Origin of the sequence: Chitinophaga silvisoli (genome assembly GCF_003412465.1) — a bacterium.
GTDB lineage: Bacteria > Bacteroidota > Bacteroidia > Chitinophagales > Chitinophagaceae > Chitinophaga > Chitinophaga silvisoli.
Window position 1 is genome coordinate 626,172 of record NZ_QTJV01000004.1, and the last position, 26,698, is coordinate 652,869.

Below are 26,698 nucleotides of genomic sequence, written 5' to 3' on the forward strand. Positions count from 1 at the left end.
CATCTATTTTTATAAAATGATAATTACAAATTCTCCCATCCAGGATTCTGCACCAGCTTATTGTTCAGCTGCAGCTCTGTGTAGGGTAATGGATACAGGTAGCGGAAGTCTGCCCAGTTGACCCTGGCAATGTTATCCAGCCACTTGATCTCTCCATAGGTGCCATGAGACAACTGCGTAGGATTTGTTACACCACTCACGGTAGGCGCTACACTAATGTATGTCACACCGCTCACCTGGGTAGCAGGCAGCGTCTGGTAGAAACATACATCCAATACACCATCACCATTCAGGTCCATTGGCACATCCAGCGCTGGTACATACATACCATTCCACTGCTGTACCAACAGCTCACCATCATTCCATCTTACCAGGTCATAGTAACGGAAACCTTCCAATACCAGCTCTATACCACGCTCTCTCCTGATCTCCAGGATCGTTGCATCGGTAGGATCACCAGCTTTGTTAAAATAGTTGGTAGTTAAATACGGATCAGCCACGGTTGGTTTTGTAGTAGTACCACTGGTAATACCAGCTCTTGCCCTCAATGCACCCACTGTAGCTGCCCAATCGGCATCAGTCAGTGTACTCAGTTCAGCTTTGGCTTCCGCATAGTTCAACAGTATTTCTGCATAACGCATGATACAGATAGAATTCGTATTGTTGGACCCTCCATCATAATAGGTGTCATCAAGACTCCATTTTTTAGGCATATAGCCAGTGTAAGTATAAGAAAATACCGGCGGAGCAGCAACAGTTTTTCCATTATCGGTACGGGTATATCCACTCGTACGGATAGTTTGTGACAGACGCAGGTCCCTGTTCTTTGTTTCTTCTGCGAATGGCTTGGTTTCATAACCAGCCACATTGGTGAAAGGTGTACCATCGATGTTCAGGTAAGTGTTGATAAACTTACGTGTTAAGCTCAGGCGCACACCATAAGTAGCACTTGTAAAATACCAGTTAGCATCGTTGAAGACTGACAGGGTGCTGCTCGCAACGTTTGCCAGCATTACTTCTGAAGCTACAGGAGCTGCACTGATGAACAGCTGGCGGTAAGCACCACTGGTTCCACCAGACTGATTCAGGCTATAACCACCCTTATCCATTACTACCTTCGCAGCATCTGCCGCAGCCTGTAACAAAGCAGGCGCATCAGCAGTAAGCCCCAGTGAAGTATGGTATTTTCTGTAAGTACCTTCGAAGAGGCAGACACGGGATTTCAAACCATACGCAGTATACTTTGTGATCTGGCTGGAACTTGCATCACTAGCCAGTGAGATATTGGCAGCTGCATAATCCAGGTCAGCTATAATAGAGTCCATCACCAGCTTACGGCTATCACGCGCTGCATAGAGTGAGGAATCAGCAATACCCATTGGCGTGCCTATCCAGGGCACATCACCATAACGTTTTACTTTGTCAAAGTAGAACCATGCACGGAAGAAACGCGCTAAACCATTATAGTTGTTACGGATGGTCTCCGATACCGCAGGGTTATTATTGTTCGCCAGGAAATAGTTGATGTTACGCAGTTTGGTCCATTTCCAGTTGTCGATTTCCGCCTGTACACGGGAGTTGTAAGCACCATCGCGCAGGAAATCGGGCACGGCATTCACCGCACTGTAGTCGGCCATCGCATCACCTCTGAACACATCGCCCATAGCAGGCAGTACATCGTAAAATGAATTGGCGTATAATTTCAGACCGGCTTCATTACCGAAAATCGCATCTCTGTCAGCAGTAGATACCGGACGCTGATCAAGCTCCTTGGAACAGCTGCCCGCCAGTACCCACAACACCAGCGCCATCGAGGTCCATTTCAACCGGGTAATATATTTTTGCATGTTATTGCTTATTTTAATTTTTACAGGGTAATATTTAAACCTAATGTGAAGCTCTTCAGGATCGGATAGTTGTTACCATTACCCGCATTATCCGTAGGATTCGGGTTGGTAATCATGTCGGAACGACCAATGCTTTCCACATCCAGATCTTTGGTAACCTTGTAAAGCGGAGACCAGGAGAATAGGTTTTCGCCAGACAGGTAAATTTTCGCAGCCTGCAGTTTCGCTCTTGATACCAGCGACTTTGGCAGATTGTAACCCACCTGGATATTCTTCATACGCAGGTATCTTACGTTCTGTAAATATTTTGTCTGCTTGGCATACAGCTCACCTGAACCATTCTGCGCTACATAACCACGATAACGTGGGAAGTATGTGTTTGGATTCTCTGCTGACCAGATCTTGCCAATCTGAGATTTAGGCATAAAGTTGTAAGGCCTGTTGTACTGCCCCCAGAATACATCGTTCTCGTTACCAGGCCACCAGTCTTGTTTACCTACACCCTGGAAGAATACGCCGAAGAAGAAGTTATTCCAGTCTGCATTGATCCCTACACCATAAGTATAGCGTGGAGTAGAGTTACCAATCACCCGCATATCACCAGGATTCCCTACTGTATTTGTACCGTTGTTAATCACACCATCCCCATTTCTGTCTTTAAACTTAATATCACCCGGCAGCCACTGACCACTGTTAGAAGCCTTGAACAGTGCCTGTGAAGCAGCCGCCTTACCTACGTTGTCAGTAGTCCAGTAACCATCATTCTCATAACCCCAGATCTCACCTACTTTCTGACCAGCATAGTAATCAGTCAGCTTGTTATTGGTATTATTGTACTTTGTAATTTTCGCAGTATAGTCTGCTACATTCGCCGTTACAGAATAGTGAAGTGGCTTTTCAGCTACATTGAACTGATCTCTCCAGGTAACGGAAACTTCCCAGCCATTCGTTTTCAGGTCAGCATAGTTACCCTTTGGTACATCAGTACCGAATACAGCTGGCAATGTCTGACCAACCGTAAACATATCAGTCGTTACACGGGTATACATATCACCGCTGAAAGTCAGGTGATCGTTCAGTGCAGACAGATCCAGACCAATATTGCGGGTTGTAGAGGTTTCCCATGTCAGGCCATTTGGAATAACAGATGGCTGACCGGTTTGCTGAGGCCTTACGCCATTAATGACACGACCGCTCTGGGTGATCGCAAACTTCTCCTGGAAAGCATAGGAGTTAATGTTACCATTGCCCAGGGAACCCCATGAACCACGTACTTTCAGATCAGAGATCGCCTTGGCAGGTACTTTCCAGAAGGCTTCTTTAGACACTCTCCAACCACCGGATACAGATGGGAAAAATGCATAACGCTGATCAGTAGGGAACTTGGAGCTACCATCATAACGGCCATTTACTTCTAACAGGTAACGCTCCTTAAAGGCATAGTTCAAACGGAAGAACTCACCCTGGATCGCCCATTTCTCATAACCACCAGCAGTAGAGATATTGCTACCCAGTGCCAGGTTCATATCATTGGCATCGCTATAGATCAAACCGTTCCTGGTGAGGGAGAAACCGCTGCCGGTAGACTGCTCATAGTTTACACCCGCCATTGCCTTGAAGTAATGGTCAGGACCAATATTTGTTTCGTACTCAGCATACAGGTTTGTAGCCAGGTATTTGGTAGATGAATCCGAGTTCATCAGGTCATTATAACCTGTTCCCACATACGCAACTACACCTGGTGCAGCACTGTAAGGAACCTGTACTCTTCTTCTCTTCTGGTCGTCAGTGATGTTCTGCCAGGTCAGGTTACCAATAATGCGCAGTTTGTTCTTCAGCACATTGGCAGTGAAACCAGTCGTGTTTCTGAACATCTGGCGCGCCAGGTTGATACCATTCTTACCATAATAGAAATCACCTACAGTATAGGCGGCAGAGTATGTGAGGGTGCCATCAGGATTCAGCAGCATGGAAGTAGGGTGTGCCTCATCCGCCATGTTCCTGAAGATACCACCACCTTCACCTACGTTCAGCGGGTTGTGGTAAGAACGGTTAGCATATTCTGTATTATTATATACCTGCAACCATGGGGTCAGCTGAATAGTACCCTTGGCACGCATGTTATACATCTTGTAGTCATCAGAGTTAAAACGGAAGAGACCGTCCTGTCCATAATAACGACCTGTAATATAATAAGAGGCCTTTCCGCTGCTACCTGAAACTGAGAGATTCTGGTCCATAGCCGCCGTGTGGTTCTTATATAATAAGTCATACCAGTCAGTATTACCATAATATACATAGTTGCCATTGGCATCCAACTCTGTTTTAGGCAGTGCAGGGTTGTCATTATGTTCCTTCAGCGCCTGCAGGTAAGCTGCAGAGAACTTCTGGGTTTTGTTAATATTCTGTGGAGTCTGTGCATAATCATTCCATGCAGACCAGGCATCGTTGAAGCCAGTCGCATATTGATAACCGTTAGACACCATATCAGGAATAGTAGTTGGCTTTTTGCTGGAATAGTTGGAAGAGTAGCTCACAGTCACCTTATCTTTAGTAGGTGTTTTGGTAGTGATGAGCACCACCCCGAAAGCAGCTCTTGCACCATATACAGCAGCAGAAGATGCATCTTTCAATACAGAAATGCTGGCTACGTCAGAAGGGTTCAGCATGCTTGGGTCGCCTTCTACCCCATCAATCAGCACCAGTGCATTACCTCCCTGCCCGATCGAGGTCGTACCACGGATATTGTAAGCTGGTGACTGGATAGGTTTACCATCACCCATAGTGAGGTTCAGGTTAGGGATCACACCCTGCAGCCCCTGGCTGAGGTTTGGAATAGGACGGTTTTCCAGCACCTTACCGGTTACCTGTGTTACAGCACCTGTCAGGTTCACTTTTTTCTGTGTACCATAACCCACCACGACAACATCGTTGAGAGAAGATACATTACTTTTCATCACAACACGCACATCAGCCTGTGCAGTTACCGGCACCGTGTCGGACAAAAAGCCGATTGAACTGATCACCAAAGTAGGGTTTTCTGTTGCATTCAGACTGAATTGACCTTTCTCGTCAGTACCAGTTCCGATAGCAGTGCCCAGTACTTTTACTGTTGCACCAATAATCGGTTGCCCGCTTTCGTCAGTCACCCGGCCTTTCACGATACGCGACTGTGCATAGGTGTTCAGCACGCAACATGTAAATAGAAGGATGCATAACCATCTTTTCATGAGGAATAATTTTTTTGTACTGCAAAAGAAGTTATCGAAGGTGAACAGGGCGGTTAATAAGGGATTAACGCGGGCATTAATCAAAAAAAATTATGATTCTCCGGATTAATTAATTATTTTCAGTTAACGCAAAGGGATATTTAAAGTTAACTTAACTTACCTTTTGCGGTTAATAGACAACCAAAAACTAATTTGCCACGTTATTTAAAAAAGCCAATCGGAGTATGCCAGGGCTTCCCTCATCTGTTGTAGTAAAGAACCATATATTTATTACTACTATTCTGTTGTCAGTGTTCGCATTATTGCCATATGAATCATATGGCCAGAACGTGTATGGTCTTGAGTTTGCAGGTAAAAAAATCGCACAGGAGTTACGTACTTCACTGAATCTTTTTCCAGACAAACCGCTTACTGTAAAGGATGATCTGGATCTGACATTTGATCTTTCTTTTGCACCGGGATATGATTCTTATTTCGGTTACATTTTTAGGATCACCAATGAACAGGGCCAGAATACAGACCTTATATATAGTAACCAGACACAGTCCATCAATCTCATATCAGGAGATGAATACACAGGTATTCTATTCAAATTTCCACCAGCAGAAGTGGTAGGAAAATGGTATCACCTGCAGTTTTCATTCAACCAGCATACACGTATCACTACTCTAAAAATCAACGGCCAACCGGCGGGAAGCACCACCATGCCTGCTGCTTTAGGAAACCAGCTGCACATTATCTTCGGCGCTAATCACTATAAACATAGTAATACATATGACCTTCCTTCCATGCGTCTGCGCGACGTACAGATTGCACAGGCAGGCAAAACACAATACCACTGGGCATTGCGACAACATGATGGAGACAGGGACATTGACCTGATCAATCATAGCAAAGCTGAAATCGAACATCCTATCTGGCTTGCAAAAGCATATAGTGAATGGAACACAAGACAAACACTTACGGTAAATGGTAACGCAGGCTTAACATTCGATAAAGAAAAAGGTATCTTATATATAACAGGCAGCGACTCCCTGTACCAGTTCTCCTGCAATGGGAATAAACTTAGCGCAGTACCACTCGCACAAGCCAGGCAATTAGCCCCGGGAAATGTAACTGAATACGATACAAAACGGCACCAGCTTATGAACTACTTTGTAGATAATCAGCAGGTAGCCTGGTACAATGACGCACAACGCACCTGGAGCAAGCCCTCAGAAGGAAATAAAATAACAGGATTCTGGCAGCATAATCACTTCTACTCTTCATACGATAGCAGTCTCTATATCTTTGGTGGATACGGACATTATCACTATACAGCAGAGGTACAGCAATACAGTACCGCAGATGATCAGTGGAAAACAGTCATTGCAAAAGGCGATAAATTCTCACCAAGATATATGGCCGCACTGGGTGCTACTGACAACGGTGACTCCGCTTACATCCTGGGTGGACATGGTAGTGCTACAGGCGATCAACTATTGAATCCCGAAAACTTTTATGACCTCTTATTATTTGATGTAAAGAAGCATTCCTTCAAAAAAATCTATACGCTTGATAAGCCGGAAGTGCCCATGGCCTTTGGCAATGCGATGGTAATAGATACTAAAGAGCATTCATACTATGCACTGACATATGCGAATGACAGGATGGAATCCTCTCTTCAACTAATAAAAGGATCACTGGATAAACCGGAATACACAAAACTGGGCAATGAAATTCCCTACCAGTTCTACGATATTAAATCCACCGCCTCTTTATATTATTATGCAAAAGGACAGGAACTCATCGCTGTTTCCCTGTATACATCAGAGAATAATGTAACAGAAATAAAGATTAACACCATCCTTTTCCCTCCTGCATTATTAATGCCGGAAGAAAGCGTGGTGGAAAGAAATTATGAATACCTGCTCTGGGGACTGCTAACATTAACCACCTTATTAATCGGTCTTTCATTCAGAAGAAAGCAACAGGCACAACCTGCACCGGTCATTGCTGTTTATCACTTACCCGCACCACCAAAGCAGGCACCGGTATTCAGAATCCTGGAATTACCAGCACCTGTTGAAAAGAAAAAAGCAGCAATATATTTATTCGGACATTTCACCGTCATCGATAAAGAAGGAAACGATATCAGTAAACTATTCAGTCCCCTGGTGAAAGAGTTGTTCTTATTAATCTGCTTACATTCCTGCTTCGGCAGAAAAGGCATCTCCTCAGAAAAAATTAATGAAATACTCTGGACAGGACGATCGGTAAAAGATGCCAAAAATAACCGGTCCGTAAATATGGTGAAGTTGAAAAACATCCTGGAGAAACTAGGTGACTATAGCTTAGCCAAGGAAAACGGAAAATGGAAATTAACATTTGAAGAAGATGTATATGTGGATCTCCGGCATTGCCACCAGTTAATCCAGCAGCAGCACATCTCACAATTAGTACAGGTATGTGGCCGGGGAGGCTTACTGATGGAAACAGATTACAGCTGGCTGGATAAATTTAAATCGGACCTTTGTACAGAACTGCTCAATATATTCACCAGGTACCTGGATGAACATGCAGAGCAGTTACAGCCTGAAGAGATCATACAAACCTGCGATAGTATGCTGCATTTTGACTCCCTCTGCGAAGAGGCGGTGATGTACAAATGCCGGGCACTGGTTGCCATGCACCAGCATGCGACAGCGAGAAGCCTGTTCAGAACATTTAAGCATGAATATGAGGACATCTATGGAGAGCCATTTGAAAAAGATTATCTGGCGGTGATGGTCAATGATTAATTGTATCTTTGTACCTTATAGACAGGTGCCATGGAACAGGAAGCAAATAAAAAAAGAAAGATCATTCATATTGATATGGATGCTTTCTATGCTTCCGTAGAACAGCGGGATCATCCAGAGTACCGCGGCAAACCTGTCATCGTAGGAGGCTCCCCCAATAGCAGAGGGGTGGTCGCTACAGCCTCTTACGAAGCCCGTAAATTCGGGGTCCGTTCTGCCATGTCTTCCAGGAGAGCGGTACAACTCTGCCCTGACGGGATTTTTGTTTATCCAAGATTTGATGTGTACAAAGATGTGTCCAGGCATATCCGGGAGATCTTCAGCAGGTATACAGATCTGATAGAACCCCTTTCTTTGGATGAGGCTTACCTGGATGTGAGTGTGGATAAACAGGGGATTGGATCGGCAATCGAGATTGCCAGACTCATCAAACAGGCAATAAAAGATGAGCTGCGATTGACAGCATCAGCTGGAGTCTCCATCAATAAGTTTGTGGCAAAAATAGCTTCGGATATGAATAAGCCGGATGGCTTAACGTTTATCGGGCCTTCTCAGATTACGGGTTTCATGGAACAATTGCCGGTAGAGAAATTTCATGGGGTAGGAAAAGTGACGGCGGAGAAAATGAAGAAGATGGGCCTGCATACAGGGGCAGATCTGAAGCGCTTGTCGGAGAATGAAATAAAACAATATTTCGGGAAACCTGGTGCGTTTTATTATCGCATAGTCAGGGGCATTGATGAGAGAGAAGTACAGCCACACAGGGAAACGAAATCAGCAGGTGCAGAAGACACTTTTCCGGTCGATTTAACGGAGATTGAAACGCTGAACAAGGAATTGGAAAGAATCGGGGCATTGGTCGCTACAAGGCTTAAAAGGCACAATTTAAAGGGACGTACCATTACGCTGAAAATAAAGTATAGCGATTTTAAGCAGATCACGAGGAATCAATCCTTGCCGTTTGCGACAGATGACCTGGAAGTGATTGTCAAGACAGCACAGCAATTATTGGCAGCGGTGGACCATGAGGAGAAGGCAATTCGCTTATTGGGGATTTCTTTGTCGAATTTTGGAGAAGTGATAGCTATACATGGGAATAGTACACAGTTATCGCTATTTGACTAAATAATAAAAAAGGTTTTGCCTCCGGCAAAACCTTTTTTATTAACTATTAATTAGAACAAAACCTAGTTCGGATACCCATCATTCTGCTTCAGATTCGTATTCAACTGCAACTGCGTCCTTGGAATCGGGAACAACTCCCTGTAAGACTCAGAAGCATTGTGATCCCACCATGTTCCTGTAGTATACTTTCCAAAACGAATCAGCTCCTGCCTTCTATACCCCTCAAAAATAAACTCACGACCCAACTCAGCCAGCAACTCATCCATCGTCAGGGTCGCAGTGGTATATGCATGCGCAGGCCAGTCAGCCGCACTATAAGCACGCTGCTTAATCGTATTCACCAGATCCACTGCCTCCTGTGTAGCCACACCGCCATTCTTACGCATGATCGCCTCAGCTTTCACAAAATAGATCCATGACAAACGATATACCGCCCAGTCACAACTACGATAACTTGGATCAGTCAAAGGTCCCAGTCTGTACTTATTAAAACGTACCCCACTGTTCTCCTCACCCTGCGTCATATCAGAAACAGTGCTACCCTGTGCATTCTTACGGATATTATCCACAAACACCAGCTGCTGACCATCATACTCATTACCACCGCTGGCAATCACCGGATCAGTACCATTGGAACCATATTTCCACTGTGGACCAATCAGCAGCCACTCTTTCTTACGCTTGTCAGCATCATCAAATGTAGTATACACACCAGGGATCACCACTACCCCATCATTACCATTGATCGGGTTACCATTGATCTGACCCTGGTTGAAGTGATAGAAATCACCAGGCCATTGTGGCGCAAAGTTAGAAATGATATAGTCGTAAGCGATAGAGAAGATAATCTCTTTAGACAGATCATTGTTTGGTTTGTAAGTATCTGTCAGGTTAGTATCCAGTGCCAACGCACCATTCATACCACCCGCAGTACTGTTGATGAGTGCATCACAGGCAGCGATACAATCATCCCAGCGTGCAGTACCAGACCACTTCTCAGCATTCAGGTACAATTCAGCCAGCATAGCATAACCACCCGCTTTAGACATACGGCCCAGCAATGCTTTGGACAGGTTCGGACTCTTGTCAATATTGTCCTTGATTTCCTTTTCGATGAAAGAAAATACTTCAGCACGTGGCTTTGTCTCAGGACTTACCGGTTCACCTACTGTAGTTACAATCGGAATATTACCATAGATATCCATCAGGCGCAGGTAGTGGAAAGCACGCAGCAAACGCAGCTCACCTGTGAAACCATCTTTCTCTTCCTGTGAAAGCCCCATCTTCGCAGCATCACGACCTTCGATGTTACCAATGGCATCATTACAGAAACCAAGACCTGTCCACAACAGGTTCCAGCAGTTCAGCACTGTGGATTCATCTACAGTCCAGGTATGATAGTGCAAACGGATCCACTGACCATTATCGTAACCATGACGACCTTTCTGCGGCCATGCCAGCTGATCGCCGGAGAGTTCACTCAAACGCCACCAGCCACTCTGACCGGGGGTAATCCATGCATTCGCGTGTGTGTAGGGCCTGAGTACGGCAGACACTACTTCGTTCCTATTATTATAGAAGTTATTTGTGAGCAGCGTATCGTATGCTTTTTCATCCAGGTTTGTACAGCTGTTTGCCAGTACCGGAAGTAAAGCTAAACTTGTGTATACAGCTATCTTTTTAAATCGTTTCATTCGACAAGTTTTAAATGGGTACATGTTAGAATCCTACATTCAGTCCAACCATAAAACCGCGGGTGCCCATGTAAGGCGTACGGTCATCAGATGCATTCAAAGCATCCACACCTGGTTTCAAACCTGTATCTCTTACGTAGTCAGGATCATTACCAGTGTACTTAGTGATGATAAACAGGTTAGATGCTGTAGCATACAATCTCATGCTCTGGAAGGTTTTCTTGCTCTTGAACGGAACAGTATATCCCAGTGTCAGTTCATCCAGTTTCATGAAATTACCTTTCTCAATGTAGTAGTCAGAGTACTGGTAACCACCAGTGATCTTGCCATTTTTAGTAAATGCTGTTTCCAGCACATTGCTAGGCAGAGAAGCTTTTGAACCATAGAACATTTCCATAGTGTTCAGGATGTTGTAACCGAACTTACCACGGAAGAACGCTCTCAGGTCAAAGTTTTTATACTTAAAGGTGTTGGTGAAAGACAGGTATACTTTTGGAACAGCATTACCAATCACAGCAAAGTCTTTCTCGCTGTCCAGCTGGTCAGCCGGCGCTTTCGTGCCATCAGCTTTGTAGAACAACCAGTCACCGGAATCAGTCAGACCGGCAAAACGCTTACCATAGAAGTTACCGATACGGTCACCTTCGTAAGTGCGGATCGCATTGCCCAACGCACCGTAACCACCAATGTCAGCATAAGACTGATACTTGATCGTATACAGTTCGTTAGAGTAGCGGTCCAGCGTATTCTTTGAATTACTGAATGCCACATCAACAGTCCAGGAGAAATCTTTGGTTCTGACAGGAATACCACTCAGGGTCAGTTCCACACCTTTGGAAGATACCTGGCCTACGTTTGCATAAATGCTGTTGGTCACGAAAGGAGGCAGCTGGGTAGTTACGTTTTCCAGCAGGTCTTTGGTGATACGTTTGTACACATCCACCGCACCGGTGATGCGACCTTTGAAGAAACTGAAGTCAACACCCACGTTGTACTCAGATTTCTTTTCCCATTTCAGGTTCGGGTTAGGGTTTTTGTTTGGACCATAAGTCTGGCGCCATACACCATCCGGGTTGATATAGTTACCACCCGTACCCATAGTAACGAGAGAGCTATAGTTGCTGATACCAGAGTTACCGGTCACACCATAACCTGCTCTCAGTTTCAGGTCATCGAGGAAAGTAACACCCTGCATGAATGGTTCATCACGCATGTTCCAACCTACGGACAAGGCAGGGAAATTACCCCACTTGTTGTTCGCACCAAAACGGGAAGAACCCTCATGACGCAGGATTACACTGGCCATGTATTTGTCCTTGTAGTTATAGTTGACCCTGCCAAAGAATGCGATGAGCTTGTTATCATTCTTATAGCTGCTCATACCTGCTTTACCGGTCAGCAGCATATTACCTGCGCCGAGGTTGTTCTCCTGGAAGATATCATTTACGAAGCCATAGTTATTGGCATCAAAATATTGTTCTACTTCATAACGGTAACTATAACCACCAATAGCAGTGAAGTTATGGTTCTTGTTAACAGTGATATTATATTCCAGGGTAGGTTCTACAGCATACTTAATGTTCAGGAAAGAAGCCTGAAATGCATAACCGGTGGAATCGTAGTTCTCTACAGAGAGCTCAGACAGGAGGTCAGCATAACCGCCTTCAGTCCAGCTATCACGGGTTACAGAGCCAAAGATGGAACCCTTCAGACCTTTCACGATATCCAGGGATACCTTCGCATCGCCTGAAGTAGTTTGTTGCTGGCGGATGTCAGTCTGCTGATTGATTCTCGCCAGTTCATTGGTGCTGGTTTGTTCAAAATACCAGGAACCATCAGGATTGTATGGAGAATAAGTAGGGTTGAAAGTATAATAACCCTGCAGGTTACCACCATCAGTCAGCAGGTTTGCTTTATTGAAGTTGGTAGCGAGGTTAAACTGGGAAGTCAACCTGTCATTCAGACCTTTTGAAGTGATGCTCAGACGGCCACCATACTGCTGGCGCTCGTTGGCTTTCAGGATACCTTCCTGGTTCAGGTAGTACACACTTGCACGGTAATTAGACTGCTCGCCACCACCTGAGAAAGCCAGGTTATGGTTTTGCGTTAAGTTGTCATGATTTACCAGCAGGTCTACGAAATCAGTTCTGTAGCCTTTGTCAGTAGCGTTGATTTCGCCACTGGCAATCTTCGCTGCATATTCATCGGCAGTGAGGAACTTAGGTATACGCGATTTGTATTCTTTACGGAAGTAGTTGTTGTAAGTAACGCGGGCAGGGCCTTTCACACCTTTCTTGGTAGTTACGATAATTACACCACCATTCGCCTGGGTACCATAGATCGCAGCAGCAGAACCATCTTTCAGTACGGAAATGCTCGCGATATCATCCTGTTGCAGCAGGTCCAGGTTACCACCTGGGATCCCATCGATTACGATCAGTGGCGACATGCTACCAGTCAATGACGTTACACCGCGCAACTGGATAGCAGGGCTTGTATTAGGGTTAGAACCACCGGTACGGGTAATCTGCAGACCCGCTACTTTACCCTGTACCAGGTCCAGTGCATTACGCGCACCACTCTGGCGGAAATCGGATGGTTCAATAGAAGTAATTGCCGAAGTCACTTCCTGCTTCTTCTGCGTACCATAACCTACTACCACCACATCTTTCAATGCAGTCACATCAGCAGTTAAAGTTACATTGACAGTATTGGAAGTACCTACAGCGATCTCTGTAGTCTTGTAACCTACGAAGGTGAATACCAGGGAGACAGAACCACCTGGAATATTCAGGGTATAGGAACCGTCTACCTTGGTCTGGGTGCCGATAGTAGCACCCTTTACCTGTACGGTTACGCCGGGTAAGGGACTTTGTCCGCTTGCATCCACAACCTTTCCGGTAATGGTGCGGGACTGGGAAAATGCCAGCATGGAGAGGAATAACATCCATATACTGTGCAGGCATATCCGAGAAAGAAAAACTAGTCTTCTCTTCATATACATCGATTTTGGTATTAAGTAGAACTATTAAGCGATTCCTTTTAAAGTTGGCACATACTTCCCCCCTATTCACCGCAATTCTCGGTTGCAGCAAAAACAATTGTTGGTAATTAAATGACAATACGTTCCCCTTTGCGATGAAATATCGTTTTCAGCGCATTTAGTTACGATTAGAAAATACACGGGCTTCTCTTGTCACTGCTGGAATAGGCAGTGTACAAAAGCCTTGGTTTAGTTCGACACCTCAAAAACAATACTCACTGGAAATCAGGTCTTTCAATCCGCACAAAAATTTTTGAAAAATAAACTGGCAGGTATTACGCAGATTCAATCATCATCTCCATTTAGATTTTAGTTCGTTTAAAATGACTGATTAAAAACAATGTAACTTCCAGATTCAATAACGTCGATTAATACAATGCTGTCTACAAGTTTTATCTATTACTTTGCTACTCTCTCAATGCTACATCTGTTCTCTTTTAGAGACTTAGATTTAGCTACCGGTAGTAAAAATAGAGAAGTTTTTCACAATCCAAAACTGATAAGCCGGGTTTTAAATTGTGTTAACAATGTTTAAAATTCATTAACAATTAGATGCTTATGCATGAAGCAAGATATTTTTCTAACACATGCATGTACGTTAGGAATGATGTTTTAATATTTTAATAGTGACAAGTAACTGCCCTGTATGGCGCATAGTGTGTTCTGCTGCATGGAATAATAAGCCACCCAGTGTAGTAGGAATTTGTTTCCTGCCAATACCACGGGGTACGGCAAGAGCGTATTCTTCAGTAGCTTTTAATTTGGCAAGACTGATAATAATTTGTGCATCGAGTGCAGCAAGCAGGGAGTGCAGGGAAATGTGTGCCTGCTTCCTGCCTTCTGCTGCGAGATCGCTGAGCTGCTCCTCACTGAGGGATTTGGATTCGGCGTAGGTGAAAAGGCGATCGAGTACCCCTTTGATGTGTTGAAGATGGAAAGCAACAGAAGCACAGTCGAACGGGGTGTCCCAGAGCCTGGATTCTGGAAAGTCTTTGAGCTGGGTGTGGATTTCTTCCTGCGCTTGCAGGAGGGCATGGGCTACAGGCTGGAGGAGGGATGGGATGCCGGAAATGGGGCCACGCATCCAGACTTCAAGTTGCTGACTCATATATAGATCGTTTACTATCAAAATTATACTAAAAAAAACCCTGTAAGGTTTTTACCAAACAAAGGTAAAACCTCACAGGTTATTTAAAGTCTTATCACCACATGTTTAATATTCTTCCTATCATATGTATAACTAATATGTATTTCCCCATTCTTCCCCTCTATCACCGCCGGGTAACTAAACTCCCCCTTCGGATGCTTCTCCAGTTCATACACATCCTCCCAATGCTCCCCGTCCTTTGATACACCTACTCTCAGCTCATTCCTGCCATCAGACCAGTCTTTCCCACTTACCGCCGGGTTATAAATCAACACATGTACCCCACTCTTCAAAGTCACCGCATCGATCCCACTATTCGGATTCAGCATATCCTGTTTCCTCAGTGGAGACCAGGTCAGCCCATTATCCACAGACCAACTCTCTACAATCGCATTCTGCCTGCTCCTGCACAGCATTTGCAGCTTATTCCCGGGATGGAAAAGAATAGTAGGCTGTATCACTCCAAACGTATCACAATTCACATTCACCCGCTTCCAGTTCTTTCCATATATATCAGAAAACTCTACGTGCACATTCCATACCTTCTCATCCAGGCTCTCCGTACTGGAAGGATGCAGCAATAAGCCATTTGACAACAAAACCGGCTTATTCCTGATCGGCCCCAAAATACTATCCGGCAATGGCAGCGCCTTAGACCAGGTCTTACCATTATTCTTAGAAGTCTTCATCACTCCCCACCACTCACGGGGATTAGGTCCTACCTTATAAAATAACAACAATTCCCCTTTCTTATTAGTATACAATACCGGGTTCCATGCCGCATACCTGGTAGAATCATTCACCACACCATCAGCTACCACCACCGGTGCAGACCATCTCCCCTTCGCATATATAGCAGTATAAATACATACATCCTTCGCACTCTCCCGGCTTCCCCCAAACCACGCCATCATCAGGCGGCCATCAGCCAGCTCCGTCATAGTGGAGGCATGCGCTGCCGGTACCGGCGGTTTGTCCATTACCATTTCTTCTCTTACCAGGGTAGCCTTCTGCTGTGCCATCACGGGTAACAGGCTACTCAATAATAAACATGACAAAAACCCTTTCTTCATATCATTCATTTAAAAACAGGAAGGCCACAAAGATAAAAATCCTTGCGGCCTTCCACCATCTAAATTATAAGTGCGGTTATTATTTTACATCCCAGAAGATTTTTGTTGTTCTAGTATCATTTGCCTGTACAGAAGAATAACTGGTGTTATACGCCTTCTCACTAGCAGGATAAGTGAACCTGGTAGGAGGTAAAGGATAAATGGAAGATGTAGACTGCCATACAGTAATCTGTGGATACTTGGTTCTGCGGTATTCAGCCCATGCCTGTCCACACTGTGTAAATCCATATGCTAACCATTTCTGTGTCCAGATCTTACCCAGTTTCTCATCAGAAGTACCGGAATAAGCAATAGCAGGCTTCGCCATGAACGCATCTACATCAGCAGTAGAAGGCTGTGTTACAGCTTCGTACTGTGTAGTATTCGTAGAGTGCAGGTAGTAAGAAAAGGCAATTGCCTGACGTACTGCCAGGTTATAGCTCGCTGCTGCAGTACCACCAGACAGGCCCCAACGTTCAAAAGCTTCAGCTTTCAGGAAGTTGGTTTCAGCAGCCGTCATCATAATACCAGGCAGGTGAGAGTTGAAACGGTAGGTCGTAGAGTCAATAGTAGAATAATAGTTGATACTGTCACTCTGCATTACCTGCGTCCACTGCTGAGACATCGCCCTATATGTAGCATTCGGATAAAACACCTTATTGATCGTCACACCAAATTTATCAAACATCAGCGGAATACGTGGGTCACTCACTGGTAACATTACCGTATTCAGCATATAATCCGGGGCAGCCTGCGCCTTAATTTCAGTAAAGGCATTATCCAGATTATTCGTATAGTTTGTCAGCTGGAATACCAGCACGTCAGTATTAACCGGACTATAGTTATCTCCTACACCATCACCATCTACCAGCGGATACTGCAGTGGGTTGGCCAGGATTTCCTGGATCTCAGTCTTAGCCCTGTCTTCATATACATAAGACTGACGCATCAGGTACCGAAGACGCAGGGAGTTGATATACTTACGCCATTTGGTCAGACTACCATGGTTCACAAAATCCTGGTTAGCGAATGCTGAAGTAGCTACCGTGTTCAGGGTAGCAGCTGCAAACCAGTCCGCCATTTCTTTTAACTGTGTCAGTACAGTATCGTATACTTCCTGCTGAGAATCGAATTTAGGATTGGAGATAGTTGCAGTTGCATCCAGACTACCCGCTTCGGAGTAGGGAATATCACCGAACATATCCACCATTTGTGCAGCCTGGTCCAGCAACAATACTCTACCAGCCATCATGAACACTTCCATGTTTGGACGCTCATCGATAGGCAGCTCCTTGAACAGGCGCTGCATAGTACGATACTGTGCCAACGGACCACTACCACTACCTGCATCATTCGCATTGTTCCCCTGGTTATTAGGCGTGTAGAAGTCGTTCCAGCGGTTCTGGATGTAATCGTCGATCTGGGAATACGTTGTCAGTTCATTGAGGTAAGCTGTCATCTGACAATACTTTCCCATCTGGTTGAACTGCAAAGTACGAAGGTCCCAGTAAGTAGGACGAACACGGTTATTATCCATCATTGAGGAGAATAACTTCTCAATGGTAGGGTTGGTTGTTTTATCGGGATTTGTATAATATTCTTCCAATTGCTTTTTACACCCGGACATTCCAATGGCCAGGGCAAAAACACAACTTATATGTAACAAATATTTCTTCATGATCATGTCTGTTTGTTAGGTCTTCAGAATAGTTAGAAGCTTGCATTTAAACTAAAACCAATACTGCGGGTAGCACCGGTAGAACCTTCATCAACACCCTGGTTTAACCAGCTTTGACCTACAGGAGCTTCAGGGTCAATGTTCTTCAGGGTTCTGTAGAAGTAGAACAGGTTTCTACCGATCAATGATAAGCGAATATTCTGCATGTGCAACTTCTGAGCTGTACCTCTTGACAGATTATAGCTTAACACGGCCTCTCTGAATTTGATATAATTGTTCCTGATTACTGCAGGACCATTATAACCATTGGAAGAAGCATCATATACAGTCAGGTAGTAGTTCGCAGCTTCAATAATCATATCGTTATCTGAACCATCTGAATCTTTCTTACCAGGCAGGATAATACCGTCATGGTATACTTTACCATACGGAGATACTGAATTGTGACTAGGCAGTCTGGTAGCAACACCTTGTTCATTTACATAATAAGGCAGACCACCGTTTGCTTCGTCTCTGTATTTCATGGTAGACTGGAACATACCTGCGTTAGTACCATATTTCTGTGGCATAGACAGGATTTCACCACCAAAGCGGTAGTCGATAGTCAGATCAAGCGTCAGTGCTTTATAGCTGAAAGTGTTGGACCAACCACCTACTACTTTAGGCAGGATGTTACCAGCTTTCTCATATCTTGACTTGTCTACATAGTACATACCACTGGAGTTCACCAGCTTGTTACCCTTATCGTCAGTAGCCAGAGGATACATATAGATATTACCGATTGTCTGACCTACTTCCGCTACGATTTCCACAGAGTTTGCATCACCACCTTTAAATACGATCTGGTTTACACCATCAGCCAGGCTCACAACTTTAGAGTTGTTGAATGCGAAGTTCAGACGGGTATTCCAGTTTGTTTTAGGGCGTTTCAGCGGATTCGCATTGAAAGCGATTTCAAGACCCTTACTGTTCAATTCACCTACGTTGGTGATACGTGTCAGCGCACCATTGGATGCTGCGGTAGACAAACGCATCAACAGGTCTTTCACCTTACTGTTATACACGGAGATATCTACACCCACTCTGTTCTGCAACATTTTGGTTTCGAGACCGAACTCCATTTCTGTCTTCTTTTCAGATTTCAGGTTCTCGTTACCATAAGCATTCTGCGCAGTCAGTACAGGCACAGAACCGGTAGTAGTAGAGAGTGGTTTCTGCGTATACACGATGTTTGCTTCATATGGAGGAGGCGCGTTACCCACCATACCATAGGATGCACGGATCTTACCGTAGCTCAGCCATTTCGGCATTTCAAACGCATCTGTGAAGATGAAGGAAGAGTTCACAGAAGGATAGAAATAGGAATTATTATTAATAGGCAGTGTAGAAGATTTCTCCTGACGGGCAGTACCTTCCAGGAACAGGTAGTTCTTGTAGCTAAAGTTTGCAATACCCAGGAAAGCGTATTTCAGCAGCTTGCTACGTACCTCAGAAGTTGTCTGTGAATTGTAGGAGTTGTTCAGAGAGAACCAGTTCGCAGTTACCAAACCACCACTTGTAGAGGAAGTCTGATCGGTAAAGCTTTCCTGACGGCTCTGGAAACCACCACTGATACTATAACCAAACACCTTCGTCTGATCATTTGCATACGTTGCTAACAGGTCTGTATACACGATAGCGTAACGGTTTTTGGTTACACCATATGAACCTGTACTGCTGGTAGTATTGAATGCGATAGGATATTCGTTATAGCTCTTAGCTTCAGTATTGATACTGGTAAAGTCATTACCTACTCTCGTACGAAGTTTCAGGCCTTTTGCGAGATCAATGTTCAGTGTTACGCTGGACAATAAACGGTCCTGGTTTTCCACTTCATTATTACGCAACTGGTACCACAGGAAGTTCAACAGTTCAGGACGAACCTGGTAAACCAGGGCCTCATCCGGGTTGAGCTGTGTTTTATCATAAGGTACCCATTTGTAACCTTTGGTAGTTTTGTACTTATCGAACACCACCGCCATATCTTCAGCACGGCTAAAGAAACCATCGAAGGAGTTGAAGAGACGGTTCATCAAACGTGCCCTGTTTGTCACTTTCGTATTCACATAACCACCCACCACATCTAAGCTCACCTTGCTATGCAGCTTGATAGTACTGTTCAGGTTGAAGGTGTTTTTACCCTGCTGGGTACCAATCTGGATACCTTTGTAATCTGAACGTGTATAAGAGAAACGATAATTCGCTTTTTCGTTCATATTCGAAAGGGATACATTCAAATTTGAATTGTATCCCTTCTGAAACATTTGTTTATAGTTATTTGGCTGAGGTGAATAGGGGTGCATAGAGCCATCCCACCAAGGAACCATCTGACCATCCATCTTAGGACCAAACTGTCCATAAGCTCTGAAAAAGGGTCGGACCGTTCCATCAGAACCTACCGGTACCCAACCCTCTTCATTTGCGCCCAACGATACGTTGCTCGCTCTGTCATAGCCAGGACCATAAGTATTTTGATATTGAGGAGCATTAGCGATCGATTCACGGGTAGTGCTATAGTTAACATCTACACCAAGACCTCTACCTTTCTGACCTTTCTTGGTAGTGATTACAACTACACCACTCGCCGCATCAGAACCATATAAGGCTGTCGCACTCGCGCCTTTCAATACGGTCAGGTTTTCGATATCAGTAGGGTTGATATCGAGGATACCGTTACCACGGATACGTGGGTCATCCCAATAACCGGTAGAGTTACCACCAGCACCACCGGTTTCGTTATTGTTTCTGATCTGCACACCATCTACTACATACAGCGGCTGGGTGCTATAGTTCAGGGAGTTTACACCACGAATCTGAATGTTAACGGCACTGGTAGCACCACCCGGCGCTGTTGTGATCTTCACACCAGCCGCCTTACCATATAAGGCGGAAGCAAAGTTGGTGTTACCAGATGCGTTAATCTGTTCTGAAGTAATGGTAGAAACTGCGTAACCAAGGGCTTTTTCTTCCCTCTTGATACCCAGCGCCGTTACTACGAACTCATTGATTATTTTGTCTGCAGGCTGCATTGTGATAGTCAACGCAGTCTTTCCGTTTACAGGAACTTCCTGTGTTTTGAAACCTACGTATGATACCACAAGGATTGCATCGTCAGGTACACTTAAAGTAAAACCACCATTTTCATCTGTAGCTACCCCATCCGAAGTTCCTTTGATTTTCACTGAAGCACCAATCAGCGCCTCACCTGTTTGATCCAATACCTTACCGGTGATTTTCACAGTCGTGATCCTCTCACCCATAGGCACTATCACAATCAGATTGTTCGCCAGCTCCTGATAGGTATAACCTGATTTATCCAGGATCATATCCATCACAGTGTTAATCTGTGCATCTTTTACATTAATATCCACCTTGCTCTTGTTAGGGATATTCCTGTTGCTGAACATAAAGCGATAATCGCTCTGATGCTCGATAATAGAAAGCACCTCCTTAAATTCAACGGAGCGGAGGTTCAGTGTAATCGTTTTTGAGGATAGAACATTTGCAACTACATGCAGATTCAGAAAAAGGATGAACCCTAACGTTAGTTGTAAAATCAGCAATGGCCTTAAAAGCCCGTAAGGGATCTTGACGCCCCTGGGGCGTACATAAAAACTCATAACTTAGATGTTAAAGGTGATAAAAGTGTTAAAACGGCAGTACTCGTGCGAAAAGGCCTGCTATTTTATTGGAATAAGTCATCTTTCAGCGGGGATTATTTAAATGATCCCCGCATTTATTCAGTAGTAATCGCTTTCTTTTCCCATAGACAAAATTTTAGTTGTTTTACTTTGTTTCTGGTGAAATGAAAGTGCGATTCCATAGGTATTATACATCATAGGCATCGGCATAGGGTCCTCATCTCACCTTTCACTACTTATGAAAGGAACTTCTTGATTTACCTGGTTCTTCTTTAATAAATTACAATCGTTGAATCCTCAATTTTATAATTGAAATTCTCTGTCAGGTGCAGCGCATTCAGTGCTTCCGCAATTGTCTCTCCCTCCAATACTCCTGTAAACCTTAACTGTCTGTAACCGACCCTGTTGAAGTGGATGCTGATATTATAATAGCGCTCCATTCTCTTGGCCAGTGTTCCAAAATCCTCATCCTGAAATACAAGTTTGTTCTGCAACCAGCTTGTTTCCATTACTACCGATGAATCCCTTTTATCATTCAGGTAAGTCATGGATGTTACACTCGGTACACTTGGAACATTAGGTGTTAAATCTTTTATGCTGACAGCTTTCCTCCTGGTAGAGTCAAAGTTGGTCAGCACCAGTTTCTGAGATGGTTTTAAAATTATTTTCTCAGATGGATTGTCAGTCACGGTAACCTCTATCGCCCCTTTAATCAGTGTAGCTTCCGATGAAGCCTCGTCCGGATAAGATTTTACGTTGAAAGCAGTACCCAATACCTTGATATCCATTTTAGAAGTGTGGATGATAAAAGGTTTTTGTGGATCTGCATGAACATCAAAGAACGCCTCCCCTGTCAGATATACTTCCCTGTTTTTAGTTGCAAAGTCTTCGCTATATGCTAATTTACTGTCCGCATTGAGTGTTACTCTTGTACCATCTTCCATGATAAAAGTGGATTTCTGCCCTTTGGCAGTCACTTTTTGCATCATGGAACCACGCTGATATATATAATATGTAGCGCCTGCCGAAATAAGGAGTGCCAGAGATGCTGCCGCTGCCATCCAGCGAACACGACCCGTATTACGTACAGGCTTCATCATCGCTTGCATGACCGGTGTACCTGCTTCTTTTTCCAGCTCATTAATCTTTGACTGCACATTTTCAAAAAGCCTGCGCCCATCTATATAATCAGTATGATTCTGAGCCCAGTAGGTACGGAACACGTCATACTGCCTTGCTGAGACAGTATCCTCACGCATTATATTTTGTAGTTCCTGGCCTTCTTGAGGTGTGATGTCACCAACCAGGTCCTTTATAACCATTTCAAAAAAACGATCGCTCATTGTCCGTTGGAATAACCCTTTGTATATAGGACAATTTTTTAATGGTAATATGCGTACAAGCTTTAAAAAAAATTTTAACATATATCTCCAAGTCCTAATTACCCATAAATATGAATAAAACTAATATAGTACTAATAAGATTGTCTGTCGCCTGTCGGTTTGCCTTCTTCAGATAAGGATCCATCGCCTTACTCATCTTCTTCATCGCCCGGAGCATCTGCGTGTGTACAGTACGATGCGAAATATTAAGAATCTCTGCTACCTCCTTGTATTTCATCCCGTTTTCCTTGATGAGCCGGAATATAATACCACACTGCCGTGGTAAAGTCCCTATCGCCTGATCCATTTTGAAAATCAATTCCTTCTTCTCCAGCTCCAGCTCCGGCGAGGCCTCATTGATCAGTATCCCCCCTCCATCATGATCCTCAATGTTCACTACCTGGATACTGGAAAAGCGTTTATTATAATTCAGGGCCTGGTTTTTTACCGCAATAAAAAGATATGTCTCCGGCTTCTCAACCACCTGCATCTGAACTCTATCCATCCAGCATTTCACAAAAACATCCGAAACTATCTCCTCAGCAACCTGCTGATAATGAACGTACAGCGTGCAAAATTTGATGAGACGAGGGTTTAATTCGTGAAATAAAACCTCAAATGACCGGGCATCACTACCTTTTGTGAAGCGCTCCCATAGATCATTTATATTAACCTCTTTTTGCATTCTAACTTTTCATTATATTTCAGACAGCAATGTAGTAAAAGTATATGGCAAATAAAAATAATAAATCTTTCTGAATTAATTATTTATAATATATATTATTACCGATACATTAATATTTAGGCATATCAGATTTGAGCAAAAAAAGAGGGGGAAGCAGTCCTTATCAGACTACTTCCCCCTCTCTATATCAAGGAGTTATATTTTTCCTATTCCTGCTCCATCGTCATTATGTCACGATCGAACAAATAAAGACCAGATTTGTCATCTCCTATCAGTTCCAGTTTATCATTACACTCACGCGCCAGTCTTTCCTCTTCAATCTGCTCATTTACATACCATTGCAGGAAATTATGCGTCGCATAATCCTTTTCCTGCAATGCGATGTCTACCAGTTCATTAATCCCCTCGCTCACCTTCACCTCGTGCGCAAAAAGCTCTTCAAATGCCTTTTTCAGAGACGGAAAAGTGAGAACCGGCTGCGCCAAAGCAGGAACGATGGCAAAACCTCCACGCTCATTTATATAATGAATCAGTTTCAACATGTGCATTCTCTCCTCGTCACTGTGCTTAAAGAAGAATTTTGTTACGCCCTTCAGACCTGGCTGAATGTCTGCCCAGCTTCCCATAGCGAGGTAAGCCTGTGATGACTGCGCCTCCATTAAAACCTGCTTATTCAGCGCTTCCTGCATTCTTTGTGACAACATAATATTCGCTTTTTGGTGATATACAATTGATTATCTAAGTAAAAAATCTTCTCTCATGGGATGAAAGACATCTATCAGTACCCCCTCCTCTTTGCACACCACTCCATGGATAGCCTCAGAAGGCACAGAAAAGACATCCCCCGTTTGCAATATCTTCCGGGTACCGGCAATCTCCACTTCAAAGGTCCCCTTCTCCACATAAGACATCTGCAGATGTGGATGCGAATGCAAGGTGCCCACCGCCCCTTTCTCAAAAGCCACCTTTACGATCATCAATTGCTCACCGTAGGCCATGACCTTTCTTTTCACGCCGGGATCCGTTGGCTGCCATGCAATATCAGCATCTAATTTATAAAAAACAGACAAGTCCGCCATTTGTTGATTGTTAGTGAATCAAATATAATTATTTCAGGAGCTTTTCAAAGGCTTTCCCTTTCGCACTGTTTCTCACTGCCGGCGATAAACGGCGATACAAATCATCCGCCTGCTGATCCGGCTTCCCATCCGCATACCATTCCAATGCCGTAACACTGATAACCGAATTGGGATGCTTGGCCGCATAAGTCAGGTATACCTGCCTTTCCTCTTTTCTCATTGCAGCATATTCCTCCGCAATCGCTGCCTGAAAAGCAGGAATATGCCTTGCTTCCAGTGGTGCAGACGTGTATTCAAGATAAATCCTTTTTTGCCTTTCCCGAAATGGTTTCAACTGTGCCAATAGCTCCTGGTATTCCTGGTTTACCGGACCAGCCGTAAATATAGCCGTCATGAGCGAATCCTTTCCACTCAGTTCCATCGTACCCTTTTCGATATAAAAGAAAATAGCATCCAGACCTACATTATCCATACTTTGTGGGGTCGACAGCAGCATCAGGGCATCAGACACCTCTCTCACACTGCCTTTAAATTCAAACTTTCCATCCTGTAATTGTGCGGTATCATGAACTTCTTTCCCATCAGAAAGATAGCTCAGGTACAGGTGACAGTCAGGGCCCAGGTGCCCTATTTGCCCTTTCAGAACAAAGGGAGATTGCTGTGCAGCTACCGTGAGGGGAAACAATAGCGCAAGAAGGAGTCTTATCATCGCGTGGCAAGGGTTAATTATTCCTAATTTAATGAAAAAAACCACTTCCGCCGAAGACAGAAGTGGTTTTTTGCGCTATCTCTAAACTTTATTTTATACCCAATTCTTTCTGAATCTGCTCCAAAGATTTCCCCTTCGTCTCCGGCATCACCTTCAAAATAAACAACAACTGCAACAACATCATGCCACTATAAAATACAAAGGAATAATAGCCACCATGCGCACTGCCTTCTACAATAATCGGGAATGTCCAGGAAATAATCGCTGCCATGATCCAGTGTGTAAAACTCCCCAGTGAACCACCCTGTGAACGCACTGAATTCGGGAAGATCTCTGATATAAATACCCAGATCACTGCCCCCTGGGAGAAAGCAAAGAATGCTATAAATCCAATCAGGTAAATCAATACATTGCTGTTCGCTACATGCGCTACACCATCAGCCGGCTGCAGATCCTTAAATGTATAAGCCGTCAGCCCCAGGAATACTATCATTCCCACTGAGCCGATTAACATCAGCGTCTTACGACCAAATCTGTCTATCATCGTCATCGCCAGTAATGTAAACAACAAATTCGCCGCACCAATATACACCGGCTGTAAATAAGCCTTGGTCTGATCAAAACCTGCCATCTCAAAAATGCGCGGTGCATAATACAGGATCGCATTAATACCGGAAAGCTGATTGAACATCGCCAGCAATACCGCATACATCACAGGTTTCATATACCTGCCCTGGAAGAGCTTTTCCTGGTGTGATTGTACTGATTCTTTGATAGACTGAATAGCACCGTTGACATCTGCCTCCTGCAAGCGGTTCAGGATAGGAATCGCTTCTGCCTCACGATTATTCAAAATCAGCCAGCGTGGACTCTCAGGAATTGAACGCAGCAAAATCCAGAAGAGCGCAGAAGGTATCACCATAATACCCAGCATCCAGCGCCATGCCTGGTCCCCTAAACCTACAAAGAGGAAATTGGTCAGGTAAGCAATGAAAATGCCCGCCACAATGTTCAGCTGGAACATGCCTGCCAGTCTGCCCCTGAGATGAGCAGGCGCTATTTCTGAAATGTACATAGGCCCTACTACTGAAGATGCACCAACTGCAAACCCACTTGTAAAACGGAAGAATACAAATAAGAACCATGCAGATACCGAAGCACAGCCAATAGACGAAATCACAAAAATAACAGCGATAGTAAGCAACACTTTTTTACGGCCGTGAATGCGGGCTGGACTACCTACTATCAGCGAACCAAGGACAGTACCGATCAGACTGGCAGCCACCGTGAAGCCATGCCAGAAAGAGTCGAGTTGCCATAATTGTTGGATGGTTTTTTCCGCGCCTGAAATAACGGCTGTTTCAAAGCCGAACAGAAAGCCGCCCAGGGCAGCGATCAGGGCGATACGTACAGGATAAGAAAGCATATTGACTGAGTAACGTGGTTAAAAAAATAAATATAATATGCTTTTTTTGATTTCTCCCTTATAAAAAACAAATCCTCAGAC

Annotated in this window: 16 protein-coding genes; 2 read left to right on the plus strand and 14 right to left on the minus strand. The window is 44.2% G+C overall.

What is annotated here, in order from left to right:
- Nucleotides 1-23: 23 nt before the first annotated feature.
- Nucleotides 24-1,847 (minus strand): RagB/SusD family nutrient uptake outer membrane protein, encoded by a 1,824-nt coding sequence (locus DXN04_RS14645; RefSeq protein WP_233525599.1) that lies wholly within the window; start codon nt 1,845-1,847, stop codon nt 24-26.
- 20 nt (nt 1,848-1,867) lie between these two features.
- On the minus strand, nt 1,868-5,077 hold the full coding sequence (locus DXN04_RS14650; protein WP_116854095.1) for a SusC/RagA family TonB-linked outer membrane protein: 3,210 nt from the start codon (nt 5,075-5,077) through the stop codon (nt 1,868-1,870).
- A 224-nt stretch (nt 5,078-5,301) separates the two neighbouring features.
- On the opposite strand from DXN04_RS14650, the gene DXN04_RS14655 reads away from it, so the two are divergent.
- Together DXN04_RS14655 and dinB are read left to right on the plus strand one after the other, a co-directional pair.
- On the plus strand, nt 5,302-7,857 hold the full coding sequence (locus DXN04_RS14655; protein WP_116854096.1) for a Kelch repeat-containing protein: 2,556 nt from the start codon (nt 5,302-5,304) through the stop codon (nt 7,855-7,857).
- A 30-nt stretch (nt 7,858-7,887) separates the two neighbouring features.
- Nucleotides 7,888-8,982, plus strand: a complete 1,095-nt coding sequence (dinB, locus tag DXN04_RS14660) for a DNA polymerase IV (RefSeq protein WP_116854097.1) — start codon at nt 7,888-7,890, stop codon at nt 8,980-8,982.
- Nucleotides 8,983-9,044: 62 nt separating this feature from the next.
- Here the strand turns inward: dinB and DXN04_RS14665 are convergent, their stop codons facing one another.
- The 12 genes from DXN04_RS14665 to DXN04_RS14720 all read right to left on the minus strand — a co-directional run bounded on the left by DXN04_RS14665 (nt 9,045) and on the right by DXN04_RS14720 (nt 26,617).
- The gene (locus DXN04_RS14665) at nt 9,045-10,676 is read right to left on the minus strand and encodes a RagB/SusD family nutrient uptake outer membrane protein (RefSeq protein ID WP_116854098.1); all 1,632 of its coding nucleotides are present in this window, start codon (nt 10,674-10,676) and stop codon (nt 9,045-9,047) included.
- 25 nt (nt 10,677-10,701) lie between these two features.
- Nucleotides 10,702-13,674 (minus strand): SusC/RagA family TonB-linked outer membrane protein, encoded by a 2,973-nt coding sequence (locus tag DXN04_RS14670; protein ID WP_233525600.1) that lies wholly within the window; start codon nt 13,672-13,674, stop codon nt 10,702-10,704.
- Nucleotides 13,675-14,317: 643 nt separating this feature from the next.
- A complete protein-coding gene (locus tag DXN04_RS14675) occupies nt 14,318-14,827 on the minus strand; it encodes a DinB family protein (RefSeq protein ID WP_116854100.1) in 510 nt (169 codons plus the stop codon).
- 83 nt (nt 14,828-14,910) lie between these two features.
- Nucleotides 14,911-15,939, minus strand: a complete 1,029-nt coding sequence (locus DXN04_RS14680) for a sialidase family protein (RefSeq protein ID WP_233525601.1) — start codon at nt 15,937-15,939, stop codon at nt 14,911-14,913.
- A gap of 79 nt (nt 15,940-16,018) precedes the next feature.
- Nucleotides 16,019-17,656 carry a SusD/RagB family nutrient-binding outer membrane lipoprotein gene (locus tag DXN04_RS14685; protein ID WP_158569021.1) on the minus strand — a complete coding sequence of 546 codons (1,638 nt, stop codon included), beginning with the start codon at nt 17,654-17,656 and terminating at the stop codon, nt 16,019-16,021.
- Between the two features lie 32 nt (nt 17,657-17,688).
- Nucleotides 17,689-21,315 carry a SusC/RagA family TonB-linked outer membrane protein gene (locus DXN04_RS14690; protein WP_116854103.1) on the minus strand — a complete coding sequence of 1,209 codons (3,627 nt, stop codon included), beginning with the start codon at nt 21,313-21,315 and terminating at the stop codon, nt 17,689-17,691.
- Nucleotides 21,316-21,608: 293 nt separating this feature from the next.
- Nucleotides 21,609-22,679, minus strand: a complete 1,071-nt coding sequence (locus tag DXN04_RS14695) for a FecR family protein (protein WP_158569023.1) — start codon at nt 22,677-22,679, stop codon at nt 21,609-21,611.
- 94 nt (nt 22,680-22,773) lie between these two features.
- Nucleotides 22,774-23,403 (minus strand): RNA polymerase sigma-70 factor, encoded by a 630-nt coding sequence (locus DXN04_RS14700; RefSeq protein ID WP_116854105.1) that lies wholly within the window; start codon nt 23,401-23,403, stop codon nt 22,774-22,776.
- Nucleotides 23,404-23,609: 206 nt separating this feature from the next.
- The gene (locus DXN04_RS14705) at nt 23,610-24,107 is read right to left on the minus strand and encodes a ferritin (RefSeq protein WP_116854106.1); all 498 of its coding nucleotides are present in this window, start codon (nt 24,105-24,107) and stop codon (nt 23,610-23,612) included.
- Between the two features lie 30 nt (nt 24,108-24,137).
- A complete protein-coding gene (locus tag DXN04_RS14710) occupies nt 24,138-24,482 on the minus strand; it encodes a cupin domain-containing protein (protein ID WP_116854107.1) in 345 nt (114 codons plus the stop codon).
- Between the two features lie 28 nt (nt 24,483-24,510).
- Complete coding sequence (locus tag DXN04_RS14715; RefSeq protein WP_116854108.1) at nt 24,511-25,191, minus strand: DUF4369 domain-containing protein; 681 nt, start codon at nt 25,189-25,191, stop codon at nt 24,511-24,513.
- Between the two features lie 88 nt (nt 25,192-25,279).
- Nucleotides 25,280-26,617: a sugar porter family MFS transporter gene (locus DXN04_RS14720; RefSeq protein ID WP_116854109.1), complete on the minus strand. Its 1,338-nt coding sequence runs from the start codon at nt 26,615-26,617 to the stop codon at nt 25,280-25,282.
- Nucleotides 26,618-26,698 lie beyond the last annotated feature (81 nt).